Consider the following 17,359-nt stretch of genomic DNA (forward strand, 5'->3'; position numbering starts at 1 on the left):
ATTTAAGATGCATAAGAAGAACGTTTCGCTGCAAAACATCCCGATGATTTTTGAAAATGATCAGGATGTTTTGTAAAAATCATCGGGATGAGTTAAAAATATGAATGGTAGCTTTATTACGACCGACCTCAGTGCCGGTATTGATAAACGACTTGAAAAAATACAGAAGATGGAATAAATAAATTATCCGAAATGCGGTGGTTTCATACTGAGCTTCTTTTCAACAAAACTCTTCATAAAGGCCACTGTTTCGTCAATACCTAATACAGAAGCATCTATGGAAAAGTTATACGAAGAAGCGACGCCCCAAGCTTTATTTGTATAGTAATTGTAATAAGCGGCACGGGATTTATCCGTTTTAACTATCAATTCTTTCGCTTGCTCTACAGTAATTTGCTGACTCTCCAAAATCCTCTGAATACGATTTTCCATTGTATTATGGACAAAGAAACTGATACATGCAGTATCATCACGGAGGATATAATCGGCACAACGTCCGACCAGAATACACGATTCGGTCTCGGCCAACTTCCGGATGGCATCACTTTGCAACTTAAATAGTGCATCGTTAGACAAAATATCATTGAAAGGAGTAAACATACTCATATACGAATAGCCCATTGTAAAAGCATAGGCCAAGCCACTTGAAGCACGTTCGTCAGCCTGCTCAAATACATCTTCACACAATCCGCTTTCTTTTGCCGCTACGGACAACAATTCTTTATCGTAATAGGCAATGCCCAAAGATTTTGCCAGTTTTTGTCCTATTTCTCGTCCACCGCTTCCAAACTGCCGGCCGATGGTTAATACTATCCTATTATCCATAGAGTAAATCGTTAAAAATATTACAGCGTTAAAGATACAATTTTTTTTATTCTTTCGGCATACGTTTAAATTTTCTAAACTGATTCACCAAAACAATAGCCGTTACGATAGTTGCAGTTGCATCGGCCACCGGTATACTGATCCACACTCCGAGTGTCCCGAAAAACCGGGGAAGGATAATCAAGCAAGGTACAAGGAACAGCAACTGACGGGTAAGTGATAAGAAAATAGCTTTCTTGGACATACCTATGGAAAGGAAAAAGTTTGTTGCCACCATTTGAAATCCTACAATCGGAAATACAGCAAACACAATGTGCAAACCATACACGGAAGCATTAATTAATTCATCATCCACAGTAAACAACTGTACGATCAGTGAAGGAAACAACTGGCATAATAAAAATCCAAAAGTAGCTACTCCAACAGCCCATTTAGTAGTCAGTTTAGTTACTTCCGTAACACGATGGAACTGGCGGGCTCCGAAATTATACCCGGCAATAGGCTGCATACCTTGGTTGAAACCCATTATGATCATAATAAAGAGAAAAACAATACGGTTTACAATGCCATACGCACCAATCGCCATATCGCCTCCATATTCTTTCAACCCTCTATTTATCAAAATTATAATCAGACACGAACACATATTCATCAGAAAAGGGGACATACCTATATATAGGATTCCTTTTACAATTTCTGATCTCAAATGAAATATGCCACGATGAAAATGAATCAACTGTTTCGGTTTTGAGAAATGAATAAACTGTCCCATCAGTGAAATCACCTGAGAAATAACCGTAGCCCAGGCCGAACCCTCAATGCCCCATCCGAAACCAAATATAAAAAGAGGATTCAAAACACAGTTTATTACAACCGAAGCCAATGTTGCATACATTGCCAACTTAGGGAAACCCGAAGAACGAAGTACAGCATTCAATCCCAGATACATATGAGTAACAACGTTGCCATATAAAATAACCCGCATATAATCGCGCGCATAAGAAATCGTATTTTCGCTGGCTCCAAAAAAATATAAAACCGGATCTAACAGAAAGAGAAAAACAAAAGTAAAAGTAACCCCTAACAGGATATTCAACATCAGTACATTTCCCAAAACCTTATTGGCTCCTTCATAATTTTTTTGTCCCAACTTAACAGATACCAAAGTAGAAGCTCCGACGCCAACAAGCGAACCAAAAGCTGCTGCTAAATTCATTAACGGAAAAGTTAAAGCCAAACCAGAAATAGCCAACGGACCAACACCATGTCCTATGAAAATGCTGTCTGCCATATTATAAAGAGAAGAAGCTGTCATCGCTATAATGGCCGGAATTGCATACTGGGTCAGTAACTTACCGACAGGCTCGGTACCTAATACCAAAGGAGAGTTTTGTTTTGCCATATATTATATTTTCTGCAAAGATACACACTTTTAGACTTAATTTTTACCTTTGCTTTTGTATAATGGATTATAAAATATGGCAGAAGAATTAATCATCAGGCAAGGTAATAAAGAGGATCAGTACAAAACTTTATTTCCACAAATTAAATCACTGGTAGACGGAGAGACTGATTTCGTCGCCAACATGGCCAACATTACAGCTGCATTAAAACAGACTTTCGATTTCTTTTGGGTTGGGTTTTACACTGTAAAAAACGAACAATTGGTATTATCTCCTTTTCAAGGACCTGTTGCCTGTACACGAATCCAATACGGAAAAGGCGTATGCGGCACAGCATGGAAAGAAGCACATACAATTATTGTTCCCGACGTAAATATGTTTCCGGGACATATAGCCTGCAATTCAGCCTCAAAGTCGGAAATTGTCGTACCCCTCATTAAAGAAGGGCAAGTTATAGCCGTATTGGATATAGACAGTGACAAACTGAACAGTTTCGACGAAACAGATTCAGCCTGTCTGGAAAAAATATGCAATCTTATTGTACACTGACCTGTCGACCGGCTGTATTAGCCCGAATCAAATTATTATACATAGCCTCACAATATACAGGCGGCAAATAGAAACGTCCCGGATAAACAGCACATAGATTAATTTTCACTGTCACTTGTCGGCCTGAAGGCAGATTATCAATGTAACTATATACACGATCGTCGCGAATATCCTGATAACTAACTCCTACCGTTTGTACACTTGTTGCACCTTCATTCAAGAAACGCGTATTAAGTATTTCCCATCCGGCAGGAAATATTTCGGTAAGTACCAAATTATTAAAGCCACGTGCCGCAGGGTTCTTTATAGTCACAACAGCAACAAAATTCGTTCCTTGTTCCAGACTGTCCACATTTACCGGACGGCCATTCATACCAACATAGCTAATGGCCATTGTTATACCATTTGAATATGCTTCTTCTTTACCCTGTTCAGGTATTCCTTCCATGATAACACGGGCAAACAAAGTAGACTTACCCGTATTCTTAATTTCCAAAGAAGCAGAAGAAGAGGCTTTTTTCAATAATACTTCAGACCATATATTCTTGGGACTAGTTACCTTTTCCGATTTTCCGGCACAGGAATAAGAAAAATCCATTGTTTCACCAACCTGGTAACGTTTTACATATTCGGACAAACTAACTAATGCAAATGCAGTGCTTTGTGTACTCAACCATTCATCCGAAGATAAAGATTTTGAAATTTCATTTGCCATACCGGCAGCTTCTTTACCTTTATCAAGCAAGCAGAGCGTCATAAGACGAATTGCATCGTCACGCAGATCACTGCCAAACGTCAAATCATATTCGGAATAGTCCATTTTCAAATTTGTAGTTTTAGATATTAAAGTATTGGCAACATCCGGACGGCCAATCAAAGCATATGCCGAAGCAAGCATCCAGCGGCTCACAGCAGACAATGAAGTATTTTCTTTCAGTCTGTTCATAGCTCCCACTTCAGGAAGTTGAGCCAGAGCCAACACATACAAACGATAAGACTGCGTCATCTCTTCCGAACGTTGATAATAGGATTGAACCGGTTTCCAATCCCGGGCCACTCTTCGCAGGTTATTCAAAACATTACGTTTAACAGATTCAGGCACCAGATAACCTTGTGCTTCGGCAGAAAGTATAAAATGGGTAGCATAAACAGTGCCCCATCCATTCGTACTGGTTCCGCCCGGCCAATAAGAGAAAGCTCCATCTACAGTTTGATATGAACGCAAACGGCGCAGCACCTCTTTTACAGCGCTCTCGGTAGAAATTTCCTGTTCTTTCGAAAGAAACACAAATTCCTCCAGGTATAATTGTGGAAATGCCTTTGATATAATCTGCTCAATACAACCATGCGGATAACCAAGAAGATAACCGAGACGCGCAGACAAATTAACAGGCTGTATATCCGACATTTCCAGGGTCAATGTATTTGTACCGTCAGTTCCCGGTAATTTAACTGCTTCTTTCCATGATTTTCCGGCATCCAGCGTAACAGGAATTACTTTGGTTTGAGAACGCCGTACGGAACGGATTTCAATATCGGCTTCATATACAGATTTATCACCTTTGCCAACCGCCGTAATCGTAATATGTCCAACCCCCGGAGTATCTTTCACACGAATACGGAACTGAGCTTGCTTATCTCCTTTCTTACCAAAATTCAAAATCTTTGCATCCTCTCCCACAACCAGCATATTATCCGAACAAGAAATAGAAACATCCACATTTCCCACACCATCTTCGGTGGCAAAAACAGTGGCGGGAACTATCATCTCTTCGCCTACGCCAATTACCCGTGGCAAAGTTCCAAGCAACATCACCGGTTTACGCACCATCACAGTTTTATCAGCATGGCCGTATGCCTCACCATTACCGGCTACTATCATCACTTTTACCCGTCCGTTATAATTTGGCATCTTATAAGAATGAGATTGCTTCTGCCCTTTCTTCAATAGGAAGGGTCCTTCAAACTGTACTACTGGTTTAAAGCGATTTACAATCGCTTTCGGGCCTTTATTCAAAGCATCGTCACCACCAATACTAAACAACTGTTCAATACGTCCGCCATAAGCTCCCAGCACATAGTTATATAAATCCCAGGTATTGACTCCCAGAGCCTCACGCGCATTAAAAGCTTTCCATGGTTCGGGTGTACGGAAACGGGTAAGATCCAAAAGCCCTTCATCCACAATAGCCAACGTATAAGCCATTTCGCGACCGCTTTGCTCTGAAACAACAACCGTATAATTACTTTCTGGCTTTATTTCATCCGGTGTTTGAATTACCGGAGTAAGATGACTCTCAGGAGAAGTAACTGTAAACGGAACTACTCCATATAACCGGATTGGCAAGTCATTTTGCGTAATTCCGTGCGGTTGCAATAATGTAACATACACGTATGCATTAGGTTGCATCTCAGGCGTAACATCCAGCTTAATGATAGTTTGTCCATCGCCACATTCATATTCCATAGTAGAAAGTACACGGCTTCCATTCTCAATATTCACAATAGCACGGCTCCCTTTGGAAGAAGGTATAGTAACAATCAATTTCTCACCCGGAGTATAATTATCCTTATCAGTCTTAAAACTCAACATGGTTGCAGCCTGGCTACCGTCGGCATTACGACGACCTTCATTGTAAGGCCAGTCATAATAGCTCATCACACCGGTAGAATGCTTGCTATCTTTATCTTTAACCGAAATAAAATAAGTTCCCCATTGTTCGTCATTAAATGAGAGTTTGAACTGCCCTTTACCGTTTGTCCCGGTACGAACCGTGAAATTCTTAACCGGTTTGTTATATGACTCAGAAACATAATTTGCCAAATCGCTATTGTCCGAACTCCACCACCAATACCAGTATACTTTATATATAGAAACTTCCAGCTCCGTATTAGATTGCGGATTACCTAAATAGTCAACCGAAGCAACCTCGTATGTATATTCTGTTCCGGTATTCAACTGTTCCTTCTCTTGTTGCGGAGACTTGATTCCGGCATATCGCCGATATGGAGAATAAAGCATCCGGTTAGCATCAATACTAAAGTCGCCCGATTCTTCATATACCCGTGTTACAAAGTTTGCCATAAGCATTCCGGGAGCAGAAGTTCCCGCCTCGAAACGGGCTTGAATAACCGCATTCCCATTTCCATCCGTAGTACCGGAAATCAATTTGCTTTCTTCACTATTGAATACCCGGGAGGGATCGTCAAAGTAGAAATCCTTATATCCCGTAAAACTTGTAGGTGCCGGGATAAACGTTCCTTGTATATCATATTTTAAATTGCGGGCTGTTGCTCCCTGCAACCATTCCACATGTAAATGGGCATCTATAGGTTCGTTACGCAACAAAGTCTTCTCCGGCATCGTTAGGTTTATTTTTAAACGGTTCGGTTTTATGGATTCAATACGTAGCCGTTTTGTAAAAGTAGCACCTCCCACATTAACATTTACATTCCAGGCACCTGTCGGAGCATCCGGTTCGGTGGGCATGTCAAACACATAAGTTCCCAACACGCCTTGTGTCTGTGTTTTTCGGGTATAAAGTTGTCCTAACGGATTATATAGTTCCATAACAACAGGATGATTAGCCGGCAATTGTTTCAAACCGTCATTCAGCATAAAACCTAAATGCAACGTATCACCCGGACGCCACACGCCCCGTTCTCCATAAATAAAACCTTTAATCCCCTTCTGTATCACTTCTCCCGATACATCAAACGAACTCAACGATAAAGCCGATCCATTATCCACACGAAGATACGAACGCTGTTTGCCTAAAGAGGCTATCAGGTAGAAAGGCTTGCCGGAAGCAAGTTTCAATTTCGCACAACCTTTATCATCCGTTACGCCTTTGGCTAAAACCTGATGTTGAAAGTTATAAACTGCTACGTCTACCTTTTTTTCGGGATGCGTACTTACTATATTGTGCACCAAGACAGTCATTTCATTATCCCCGCCGGCCATAGCCATAAGGCCAAGATTGGTTGCCAGTATATTTTTTCCTGTTACCTTATTATAATAATAACTGTTGGAACAAGGATTATTCCGTTCGTTATAGTTATAATCCGACCAGTTAAAATCTCCATTGTAATAATAATAACCGCCATCATCAAAACGGCTGCATTCTTCTTTGAACTTTATCTCATCCTCTGCCAATATTTGTTCTTTTGAAATTTTCGTTCCTCCGTCACAAGGATAAGCGGACAATTCTTTATTAAAAGACAATTCGACCCGATAAATAGCTCCAGGCTCAGGTTGTATCAGTTGTTTTAGGTCAATAGCAAAAGTATTCCACTTGGAAATATCCAGGGAAGCGTCATCGTCTAAAAAAATAGTCTTTCGCGCAACCAAGCGGCCAACCCGCATAAGATCCGAAGTTTCATTCAGATTATTCACCTGTAGAAACTGACCGATATTTTGTTCCAATACCTTAATTACACGTACTACCACACCACGAAGATATACTGCCTGGAAAGGAACAGTCAGTTGCGTTGATTGGGGAATAATAACCCCATTTCCAATAAAACGAACGGCGGGCAATGAAGTATTTATATCAACTTGCCGGACAACATCCTGTCCCAGCTTCAAACCGCTTTTACTCTTTATTTCCCTGTTTAAATGAACATTAAGCACACCTTCACGCTGGGCATCCGGATATAAACGAAGTTTATTGCCATCCATACTCACAGTCTCCGATGTATTACCGGCTATAAAGGCAAGTCCCTGCATATCTTGCGTTATATCCAATAACTTGGTAAAAGCAATCTCTACATATTTCTCCGGTTCGGAAACATAATTAACACTATACACAGAGAAATCGTTCACTGAGGGAATATCAACAGACAAAAGATCATCTTCCTGAACATCAGATTTATTGGGAGCTACAGAAACAACCAGTTTACGTGCACCATCAGTACCGGCTGCTACATTCATTAAGGAAACCTGATGCTTCTTACCATCCGGGCTATGCAGCCAGACAGTCTCTACTTTTTCCGAAAACCGAATCAGAGCCTCAACAGTTTCGGGTGTTTCTTTATCAGGTGTATACAAAGTGCACACAACATCATATCCATTCTCATTTTTAGCATTCACATTTATTGACTCCACATTAGCCCGAAAGGTAAGCGGGTTTGTAGAGAATTTAAAAGTAAAATACCTGTCTTTTCCTTTGGCATCAAACCACTCGGAAAGATCTGCAGTGATTTTATATGCCGTATTGCGTTCAAAGTTTTTAGCAGGTCTAAACACTATAGTCTGCCCATTCTCGAAAGAAAAAGCACCCTTTACTTCCGGTTTTATACGAATCAGTTTATTTAACTGTTCCGCATTCATTTTATCAGCCGGGACTTCTTGATTAAGAATCAAATACACGGGAGCATATCTCGATATTTTACCAGAAGTAAAAGCTTCTACATAGGGACTGAATGCCAATTCTCCGTTATCACTATTCTTCGTATTACAACCGGAAAACAATGTAAGAAGATATAAAGAACAAATCAAGTACAGATACTTTGCCATAACGATTGATATTAACGTAAATACTGTCTATGACAAAGATAATCTTTTCTCTTAATCAGTCTATCTAAAAATAGAAAAATCCATATATTAGCGTCCTAATCAGAATAAAAAGATGTTCTACAAAAACATAAAACGCAGACCTGTCAAACTACTTATGAGCCTCGTTGCACTTTTGGGTATTCTATGGGGGATCATGTATATTATTGTTCCGCGCACTCTGTTTCCTGACATCTATTCTACACTACTTTACTCGGCCGAAGGGAACTTGTTAGGAGCACGTATTGCACCTGACGGACAATGGAGGTTTCCTGCAACAGACTCACTACCCGAGAAATTCGCCAAATGTCTGATAACTTACGAAGACAAAAGATTCTATTATCATCCGGGAGTAGACATAGTAGCGATAACACGTGCCCTCAAACTGAACAGCCAGGCCAAACGTATTATAAGCGGAGGGAGCACCCTTACCATGCAACTAGCACGTATTGCCAGAGGAAACAAACAACGGTCTTTTTATGAAAAAGGAATAGAAATGTGTTGGGCTGTTTTTCTGGAAACAATCTACAGCAAAAATGAAATATTAAATCTATATGCTTCTCATGCCCCTTTCGGCGGGAACGTAATCGGAGCAGAAACCGCAGCCTGGCGATATTTCGGACGGAGTCTCGATAATTTATCATGGGCAGAATATGCAACATTGGCTGTATTGCCAAACTCACCGGCAATGATTCATCCCGGACGTAACCGTAAACAACTCAAAGATAAAAGAGACAAGCTTCTTGGTTTGTTAGTAAACCAAAATATCATTGACAGTACCGAATATGAACTATCCTGCATGGAACCTCTACCGGATGCTCCTCTACCGTTGCCCAATGATGCACCTCATTTATTAGAAAGGCTGGCAGCGGATATGCCGGGTGAGCGCATCACCACGTCGGTAAAACAAACATTACAACAGCAAGTGCAAGAAATGGTAAACCGTTATGCCTTAGAGTATAGTTCAAACCATATTAACAACTTAGCAGCCATTATTACCAATGTAGAAACAGGAGAAGTAATAGCATACGCCGGGAATGTTACTCTCAAAGGCGATGATAAGAAAGGAAATCAGGTAGATATCATTACCTCGCCACGTAGCACCGGTAGTATATTAAAACCTTTACTTTATGCCGGAATGTTACATGACGGATTAATTTTACCCTCAACTCTGATTTCGGACGTCCCTTTAAATATAAACGGATTCATGCCCCAGAATTTCAATAAAACCTTCTACGGAGCCGTTCCTGCACATGTTGCAATAGAACGTTCTCTAAATGTGCCGTTAGTACGAATGCTATCCCAATACAACACCGGACGCTTTATGCAACTACTGAAAACATGGGGAATGACGACCTTACGTTTTCCCGAAGAACATTACGGAGCCTCCCTGATCCTGGGAGGAGCCGAAGGTACTTTATGGGACCTTACAGGCATATATGCCTCCATATCGCGAGTGTTGTCACATTACCGGAAATATAACGGAAGATATAATGCTGCCGACATACATCCTTTAAGTCCTTTTCCCGTAATAGAAAGAAATCCCGTACAATACGTTACTGATAAAAGGCTGACAGACATCCCTTCCCTTTCTGCTGCCTCTTTATGGTTTACGGCAGAAGCCATGTCCGCCCTAAACCGTCCGGAAGAAGAAGCCGACTGGCAACAATTTGAATCGATGAAAAAAATTGCGTGGAAAACCGGAACAAGCTATGGAGGGCGGGATGCATGGGCTATAGGCTTCACACCTCATTACGCGGTAGGTGTCTGGGTAGGAAATGCGTCAGGGGAAGGACGTCCGGGATTGACAGGAGTAGGAAATGCCGCCCCTGTATTATTTGACTTGTTCTCCCTACTCCCGGGCAACGACTGGTTCGACATGCCTTACGACGAAATGGAACAAGTTGCTATTTGCAGGCATAGCGGCCACAAAGCTTCTGCTATATGTGAACAGGTTGACACACTATATATACCACGTTCCGGTAACAATACAACAATATGTCCTTATCATAAACTGGTACATCTTTCTGCAAATGGCAAATACAGAGTAAACAGTTCATGTGAATCGATAAACAATATGATTACACGCTCATGGTTCATATTACCACCTTCACAAGAATATTATTATAAAAACTACCACATAGATTATATCCCGCTTCCTCCGTTTAAACCAGGATGCGAACAAGTACAAAGCCGCCAAATAGAACTGATTTATCCGGAACATAATGCCGTACTATTCCTGCCAAAGGGCTTTTCAGGTCAACAAGAGAAATTTGTATTCAAAGCCGCCCATGCCCGTAAAGAGGCAACAATATACTGGCACCTGGACAAGTCTTATTTGGGGGAAACAACCGGGAATCATCAGATTGCTTGCATCGTACCTGCCGGAAAGCATCTTCTCACCCTCATTGACAACTCAGGTAATCAACGAAAGATTATGTTTGAAGTAAAATAACAGGAAGGTATTATTACTCTTTAGGTAACATTTTCTTCAGCAACAAATAACCGCATAAACCGGAAATGAACGATCCGGAAAACACACCAAGTTTAGCCTGATTCAAAAGATCAATGCCTACAGGCGTATCCGAACCAAAAGAAAGGTTGGCAATAAACAAGGCCACCGTAAAACCGATTCCTCCCAACATAGACACACCCAGAAGTGTCCGTTTACTCATTCCTGTGGGCATAGAAACAATGCCGGATTTAACAAACAGATATGAAAAGGAGAATATTCCCACTGTCTTACCAACAAACAAACCGGCCAACACTGCCAACGGAACATTCAGCAACGTCTGCGGCTGAATATTGCCAAAGGTCACTCCGGCATTAACAAATGCAAACAAAGGAAGGATCAGGTAATTTACCAACGGATGAAGCTTATCGGCAATACTCTGTAACGGGCTGATTGTCTTATCCGCCAAAGAATGGATATTATTAAGTACCTGGATTTGAGTCGGAGTCAACACCGCCGCTTGCTTTGACTGTTTCACCTCCGTATAATCCAGCATATCCAAATACCCGGTCATGTCGCAAGTAAAATCATCCAGCTTAACCACCGGACGTGCAGGAACCGTAAATGCCACCAATACCCCGGCTATAGTAGGATGAACCCCCGATTCCAGAAATAACAACCACACAATAAAGCCGGCCACATAATAAAACAGACTATTATGAATCCCGAGTTTACCGCCAACATATAGCAATGCCAAAATAGCAATAGATATCAATAACGGCACGGAAGCAATCTCGCCACTATAAAATAAAGCAATAATAATAATCCCACCTATATCATCCACTACGGCCAAAGCCGTAAGAAAAATACGCATACTCAGCGGCACCCGTTTGCCCAATAATCCTAAAACAGCCAAAGCAAAAGCTATGTCTGTAGCCATCGGGATTGCAGCACCTCTGGCCTCCGGCCCGGAACTACATACCAGTATATAAAACAGAACCGGAACTATCATACCTCCGCATGCCGCAATTACAGGAAGCAACGCTTTCCGTACGGAACATAGTTCCCCTATCAGTATCTCCTGTTTGATTTCGAGGCCAATCACAAAGAAAAAGACGGCCATCAGGGCATCATTCACAAAAGCTAACATGGACATCGGTTCTCCCTGGTGCGAAAAGAAATTGAATGTCCAAGCCTGCAAATTGATCGGAAAAGATAATAATTGGTGATACGTACCCTCCCAAGGGGAATTGGCTAAGATCATGGCTATAACAGTGGCCATAAACAGCAACAGACTAGCGTTCGTTTTTTGTATGGCAAAACGGCGCAACGGTTTAAGGATAACATGAATAGTACGGTCCATAAAAAATAAATTATGCGGAGATACACCATTGGGCGGATGCATCTCCGTATGTTTTTCTAACAACCCACAGCTTCGGCTTTTTCTGCTTGCTCCAGTTTATATGCGCTGCGTGTAAGTTTCTCTACCCAGACGACAAAGATACCTGTTAATATTAAATTAAACACAATAGTTAACACGGAAATTATAAGGGCGGGACCTCCTAAATTATAACCTAATGCTATAAAGATAACCCCGGCTCCCACTTCTCCACGGGTAAACATACCTATCGAAAGCGCCAGGCGTTCACGCTTGCGCCGTTCGCGATAAAAGAAGATAGGAAACAGTTTTCCTATATTAGACAGGAAAGAAACAACCACTACGTGCAAAATAATCATAGGCCATGACATCATGGGTTGCGCCCCCGTAATAGTGGCCACTTCGGACGACTGTCCCGCAAAGTCAATACCCAGGAATACCGGCATGCTGACACCCACAAGAAACATAAAAAGGTAAGAAATAAGATCGGCCACACGATGTTCTACCTTTGTATCGATATGCTTATGTCTCATAATCATACCTACAACAAATGCAGGAAGAAGCACTTCTATGTGAATACTGCCGTCTTCACCATACATCTTTTTAGAGACCAGATAAATAATCTGCGTTATGGCAAAAGTAACGACGGCATAGGTCAAAATAGCCTTCCAATCCTGGCGCACATTATACGAACCCATTTTTTTCCATCCCAGAATAAGCAAAAGCACAACGACCAGGATAATAACGCCCAACTGCCAACGTAAGCCTATCATCATTATTTGCAAAGGTATCATCAGCAAGATAGTATCGAGGTCGTCAAAGATGGCCAACACTTGCACTTTCTTGTACACCCACGAAGCCTTTAGTCCTGCCGCAGCCAGCATGGTAAACAAGATGCCGGCAGAAGTAGGCGCGGCAAAACGGCTCAGCAATAAATTCTCTTTCCAGGCGTCCCATTGCCCCCAATACATTTCGGGAAGCAATATAAACATATAATATAACGCCACAAATATCCAGGGAAAAGCAGCCGTTGCCATTGCGATGAAATAGTCTTCGGTATATGATTTCCAGCGTGTCTTATCAATCTCGAACTCCCGGCCTACATTAATCATAATGAATGACAGACAAACAAAGAGAAAGGTATTAGACACTGTCTTTACCAATGAATAGTTATCACCTGCCAGAGAAGGCAATATTTGTGAAACAACCAATCCTGACACTAAAAAGAAAGAAAACAATAGTACTTTTTTCATTCGCAAATCTATTTTATTAATTGAAACAATTGATATATAAGTTTTGTTGATAACGGTTAGCCAAAGGGCTCCCCACTCTCCCCTCCCTACGCTTTCGCTTTAGGCTGTGAAGAGGTTCGCAGCGTACGGTACTGAGCAATCCCCCTTACTAGGGAGAATTTATCTCCCTAGTAAGGGAGAAATCATCCCGCCAGGTAGGGAGAAGTTATCCCCCCAGGTAGGGAGATGACTCCGTGCCCTACGGTGCAAAACATAGAATAGCCACAGTGGAGAGGTCCGGTTCATAGAAGCCGGGCTGTTTCCACCTTAAGCAGGCGGCTCTTGAGACGTTCTGCTTCTCCCAGACGGATACGGAGTGTCATTTCACAGTCCATGTCGAAGTGTTGGGAGATAATCACCGGATTATCTTCTTTTACAATGCGCATGATACTGTTCAGGTAGGGATACTCAAAGACAACGGTAATATCTTCATCTACCGTTCGTTCTTCTATTTCGGCGGCAGCAATGGCTTCGGCGGCGGCTGTGCGGTAAGCTACAATGAGCCCGCTGGTGCCCAGCTCAATTCCTCCAAAATAGCGGACTACAATGATAAGGATGTCTGTCAGTTCGTTCGAATTGATCTGCCCAAGAATGGGCTTACCGGCCGTAGACGAGGGTTCGCCGTCATCATTGGCACGAAAGGTTTGACGGTCTGCTCCAAGCATATAAGCCCAACATACGTGGCGGGCATCATAGTATTGCTTACGGTATTGCTCCAGTTGCATCTTCACGTCATCGACCGTACGCACCGGAATAGCATACGAAATAAAGCGGCTGCGCTTTTCCGTATAATATCCTTCTGCTACTTGTTTGATGGTTCTGTAACTGTCGTTTGCCATAAATTAATCAGGTATATGTGTTTTTTGTTCTTCGCGATAAGCGCGAAAGTCTTTCATTATCTCTTCAATTTCTTCTATAAAATAAGGATCTTTTACGTGCTTCTTCACAGCTTCAAAATAGGTTTCGATAGCAGGAAGCGCACAGATATCCTGTCCGCGCAACACGAAGTAAGGTTCATCCTTCTCGGCACATTGCTTTATCATTTGAATGGGATTCTTCATTCTGTTTACTTCTTTAGTTCTTCTTTTAAAAATGGAGCAGTAAAGCCTGCTTTGCTCGCAGCAAGAGCTTCGGGAGTACCGGTAAACAAAACTTGTCCACCGCGGCGGCCGCCTTCGGGTCCCATGTCTATTACGTAGTCGGCACTTTTGATAACGTCCAGGTTGTGTTCTATCACAATAATGGTGTTGCCCTTATCTACCAACTTATTCAAGACGCCCAGCAAGACGCGTATGTCTTCAAAATGCAGTCCGGTAGTCGGTTCATCCAGTACATACAGAGTGCGGCCCGTATCACGTTTGGACAATTCCGTTGCAAGCTTCACGCGCTGGCTCTCTCCTCCGGATAAGGTAGTAGAAGGCTGTCCGAGCTTAATATAGCCCAGGCCTACATCTTGCAAGACCTTCACTTTTGATAAAATAGAGGGGATATTTTCGAAGAACTCCACCGCCATGTTGATCGTCATATCCAATATATCGGCTATGGACTTACCCCGGAAACGAACCTCCAGCGTTTCACGGTTATAACGTTTGCCATGACAGTCTTCGCAAGGAACCAGCACGTCGGGCAGGAAATTCATTTCTATCGTCTTATAACCATTGCCTTTGCAGGTCTCGCAGCGTCCGCCGGAGACATTAAAAGAAAAACGTCCGGGTTTATAGCCCCTCACTTTCGATTCCGGCAGGTCTACAAACAGGCTGCGTATATCTGAAAAGACGCCCGTATATGTTGCCGGATTGCTCCGGGGCGAACGGCCTATGGGCGATTGGTCTACGTTCACTATTTTATCAATATTATCTATGCCCTCTACCGAATCGTAAGCCAACGGATCTTCCAATGAACGATAGAAATATTGACTCAGTATGGGTTGCAGAGTCCTGTTTATCAGAGTAGACTTCCCACTGCCGGAAACACCTGTCACACATATAAATGTGCCTAAAGGGAAAGTGACATCCACATTCTTGAGATTATTCCCCTTCGCTCCTTTGATTGTTATAAATTGTCCGTTTCCTTTACGGCGTTCGGCGGGAATAGCAATTTCGGTCTTGCCATTCAGATAAGCCGAAGTAAGCGTATCTGATTTGAGCATCTCGGCTGGTGTTCCTTCAAATACCACTTCTCCTCCCAAACGGCCTGCTTTAGGTCCCATATCTACCACATAATCGGCATTGAGCATCATATCCTTATCATGCTCTACAACAATAACGGAGTTGCCTGTATCACGTAATTGCTTCAGGGAATTTATCAGACGGACATTATCCCGCTGATGCAAACCGATACTGGGTTCATCCAGTATGTAGAGTACATTTACCAATTGGCTTCCTATCTGGGTTGCCAAACGAATACGCTGGCTCTCTCCTCCGGATAAGGTAGCCGAAGCACGGTTTAACGAAAGATAATCCAAGCCTACATCCAACAGGAATTTCAGGCGCGAACGGATTTCCTTCAATATCTCCACCGCTATTTGCCGTTGTTTAGGATCAAGCCTGTCTTCCAGATCTTTTACCCATTCATTCAGTTCGGATATATCGAAAGCTGATATCTCGGCTATATTCTTTCCTGCGATAAGATAATGCAAGGCTTCCTGATTAAGTCTCTGCCCATTACATTCGGGGCAAACAGACATTTTGATAAACTGTCCGGCCCATTTCTGAGCAGAGGCGGAGGCTTCGTTCTCCTGTTGCATCATTATATATTTGGCAACTCCCTCGTATGACAGGAAATAGTTGGAATTACCCAAAGAATCGTTTTTTATCTGGAGACGTTCGTCCGTCCCGTTCATAATTTCATCTATCGCTTCTTCGGGAATATCCTTAACGGGAGTCTTGATAGTTACGCCATACTTATCACAAATAGCTTCTATCTGCCAAAAGATAAGCGAGTTTTTATACTTTCCCAAAGCTACAATACCTCCGTTGTATATACTTAAAGAAGGATCAGGAACGATCTTCTCCATGTCCAGGAGGTTGACCTGCCCTAATCCTTTACACTTCGGACAAGCTCCCTGTGGCGAGTTAAATGAAAAGTTATGTGGTGCAGGTTCGCTATATGAAAGTCCGGTAGCCGGGTCCATCAGGCGGCGGCTATAATGACGTACTTCATTCGTATCGGCATCAAGTACAAGTATTAAGCCATCTCCCTGCTTCATGGCAATTTTCAGACTTTCTTTCAAACGACGCTCATCGGAAGCGGATACGACCAGCTTGTCTATAACGACCTCAATGCTATGCATCTTATAGCGATCCAACTTCATGCCATGAAATATTTCCTTCAATTCACCGTCAACCCGAACATTAATGTATCCTTTCTTACGGATTTGCTCAAACAGTTCCTTATAATGTCCTTTACGATTACGCACTAAGGGAGCCAGCAAATAGGTCTTTTTGCCTTGATACCTTTCAAGGATCAATTGCAGAACCTGTTCTTCGGTGTACTTCACCATTTTCTCACCGCTCAGATATGAATAAGCTTCACCGGCACGGGCATAGAGCAAACGGAAAAAGTCATATATCTCAGTTGTTGTACCTACCGTAGAACGGGGGTTTTTGTTTGTTGTCTTCTGTTCTATCGAGATAACCGGACTCAGGCCTGTTATTTTATCAACATCTGGGCGTTCCATATTTCCCAGAAAATTACGGGCATACGCAGAAAAGGTTTCCACATAGCGTCTTTGTCCTTCTGCAAAAATGGTATCGAATGCCAAAGAAGATTTTCCACTACCACTCATACCCGTAATAACGGACAATTTGTTACGTGGTATCTCTACATCTATATTTTTAAGATTATGAACACGGGCTCCCCATACGGAAATACGCCCACCCTCTAATTTATCTTGATTACTCATTC

At 42.2% G+C, this 17,359-nt stretch carries 10 protein-coding genes; 2 read left to right on the forward strand and 8 right to left on the reverse strand.

The annotated features are described in order from the left end of the window. Nucleotides 1-183: 183 nt before the first annotated feature. Both ACYIB7_RS09000 and ACYIB7_RS09005 read right to left on the reverse strand, forming a co-directional pair. The gene (locus ACYIB7_RS09000) at nt 184-825 is read right to left on the reverse strand and encodes a cytidylate kinase-like family protein (RefSeq protein WP_103982062.1); all 642 of its coding nucleotides are present in this window, start codon (nt 823-825) and stop codon (nt 184-186) included. 46 nt (nt 826-871) lie between these two features. After that, nucleotides 872-2,227, reverse strand: a complete 1,356-nt coding sequence (locus ACYIB7_RS09005; RefSeq protein ID WP_480336823.1) for an MATE family efflux transporter — start codon at nt 2,225-2,227, stop codon at nt 872-874. A gap of 76 nt (nt 2,228-2,303) precedes the next feature. On the opposite strand from ACYIB7_RS09005, the gene ACYIB7_RS09010 reads away from it, so the two are divergent. Continuing rightward, nucleotides 2,304-2,777 (forward strand): GAF domain-containing protein, encoded by a 474-nt coding sequence (locus tag ACYIB7_RS09010; RefSeq protein WP_103982064.1) that lies wholly within the window; start codon nt 2,304-2,306, stop codon nt 2,775-2,777. Here ACYIB7_RS09010 and ACYIB7_RS09015 read toward each other — a convergent pair. Next, nucleotides 2,764-8,295 carry an alpha-2-macroglobulin family protein gene (locus ACYIB7_RS09015; protein WP_480336825.1) on the reverse strand — a complete coding sequence of 1,844 codons (5,532 nt, stop codon included), beginning with the start codon at nt 8,293-8,295 and terminating at the stop codon, nt 2,764-2,766. The genes ACYIB7_RS09010 and ACYIB7_RS09015 overlap by 14 nt on opposite strands. Nucleotides 8,296-8,449: 154 nt before the next feature. Here ACYIB7_RS09015 and pbpC point away from each other — a divergent pair, with 154 nt between their 5' ends. Beyond that, entirely contained in the window at nt 8,450-10,786 is a 2,337-nt protein-coding gene (pbpC, locus tag ACYIB7_RS09020; RefSeq protein ID WP_480338468.1) for a penicillin-binding protein 1C, read from the forward strand. Nucleotides 10,787-10,799: 13 nt separating this feature from the next. Here the strand turns inward: pbpC and nhaA are convergent, their stop codons facing one another. The 5 genes from nhaA to uvrA all read right to left on the reverse strand — a co-directional run bounded on the left by nhaA (nt 10,800) and on the right by uvrA (nt 17,357). Next, a complete protein-coding gene (gene nhaA, locus ACYIB7_RS09025; RefSeq protein WP_099465520.1) occupies nt 10,800-12,146 on the reverse strand; it encodes a Na+/H+ antiporter NhaA in 1,347 nt (448 codons plus the stop codon). A 56-nt stretch (nt 12,147-12,202) separates the two neighbouring features. Further along, nucleotides 12,203-13,414, reverse strand: a complete 1,212-nt coding sequence (locus ACYIB7_RS09030; protein WP_103982066.1) for a cation:proton antiporter family protein — start codon at nt 13,412-13,414, stop codon at nt 12,203-12,205. A gap of 281 nt (nt 13,415-13,695) precedes the next feature. Further along, nucleotides 13,696-14,292 carry an IMPACT family protein gene (locus ACYIB7_RS09035; RefSeq protein WP_455628402.1) on the reverse strand — a complete coding sequence of 199 codons (597 nt, stop codon included), beginning with the start codon at nt 14,290-14,292 and terminating at the stop codon, nt 13,696-13,698. Nucleotides 14,293-14,295: 3 nt separating this feature from the next. Beyond that, a complete protein-coding gene (locus tag ACYIB7_RS09040; RefSeq protein WP_103982068.1) occupies nt 14,296-14,514 on the reverse strand; it encodes a hypothetical protein in 219 nt (72 codons plus the stop codon). Between the two features lie 5 nt (nt 14,515-14,519). Further along, a complete protein-coding gene (gene uvrA, locus ACYIB7_RS09045; protein ID WP_099465521.1) occupies nt 14,520-17,357 on the reverse strand; it encodes an excinuclease ABC subunit UvrA in 2,838 nt (945 codons plus the stop codon). Nucleotides 17,358-17,359: the final 2 nt, after the last annotated feature.

Source organism: Parabacteroides sp. KHUB-03, from assembly GCF_056640975.1.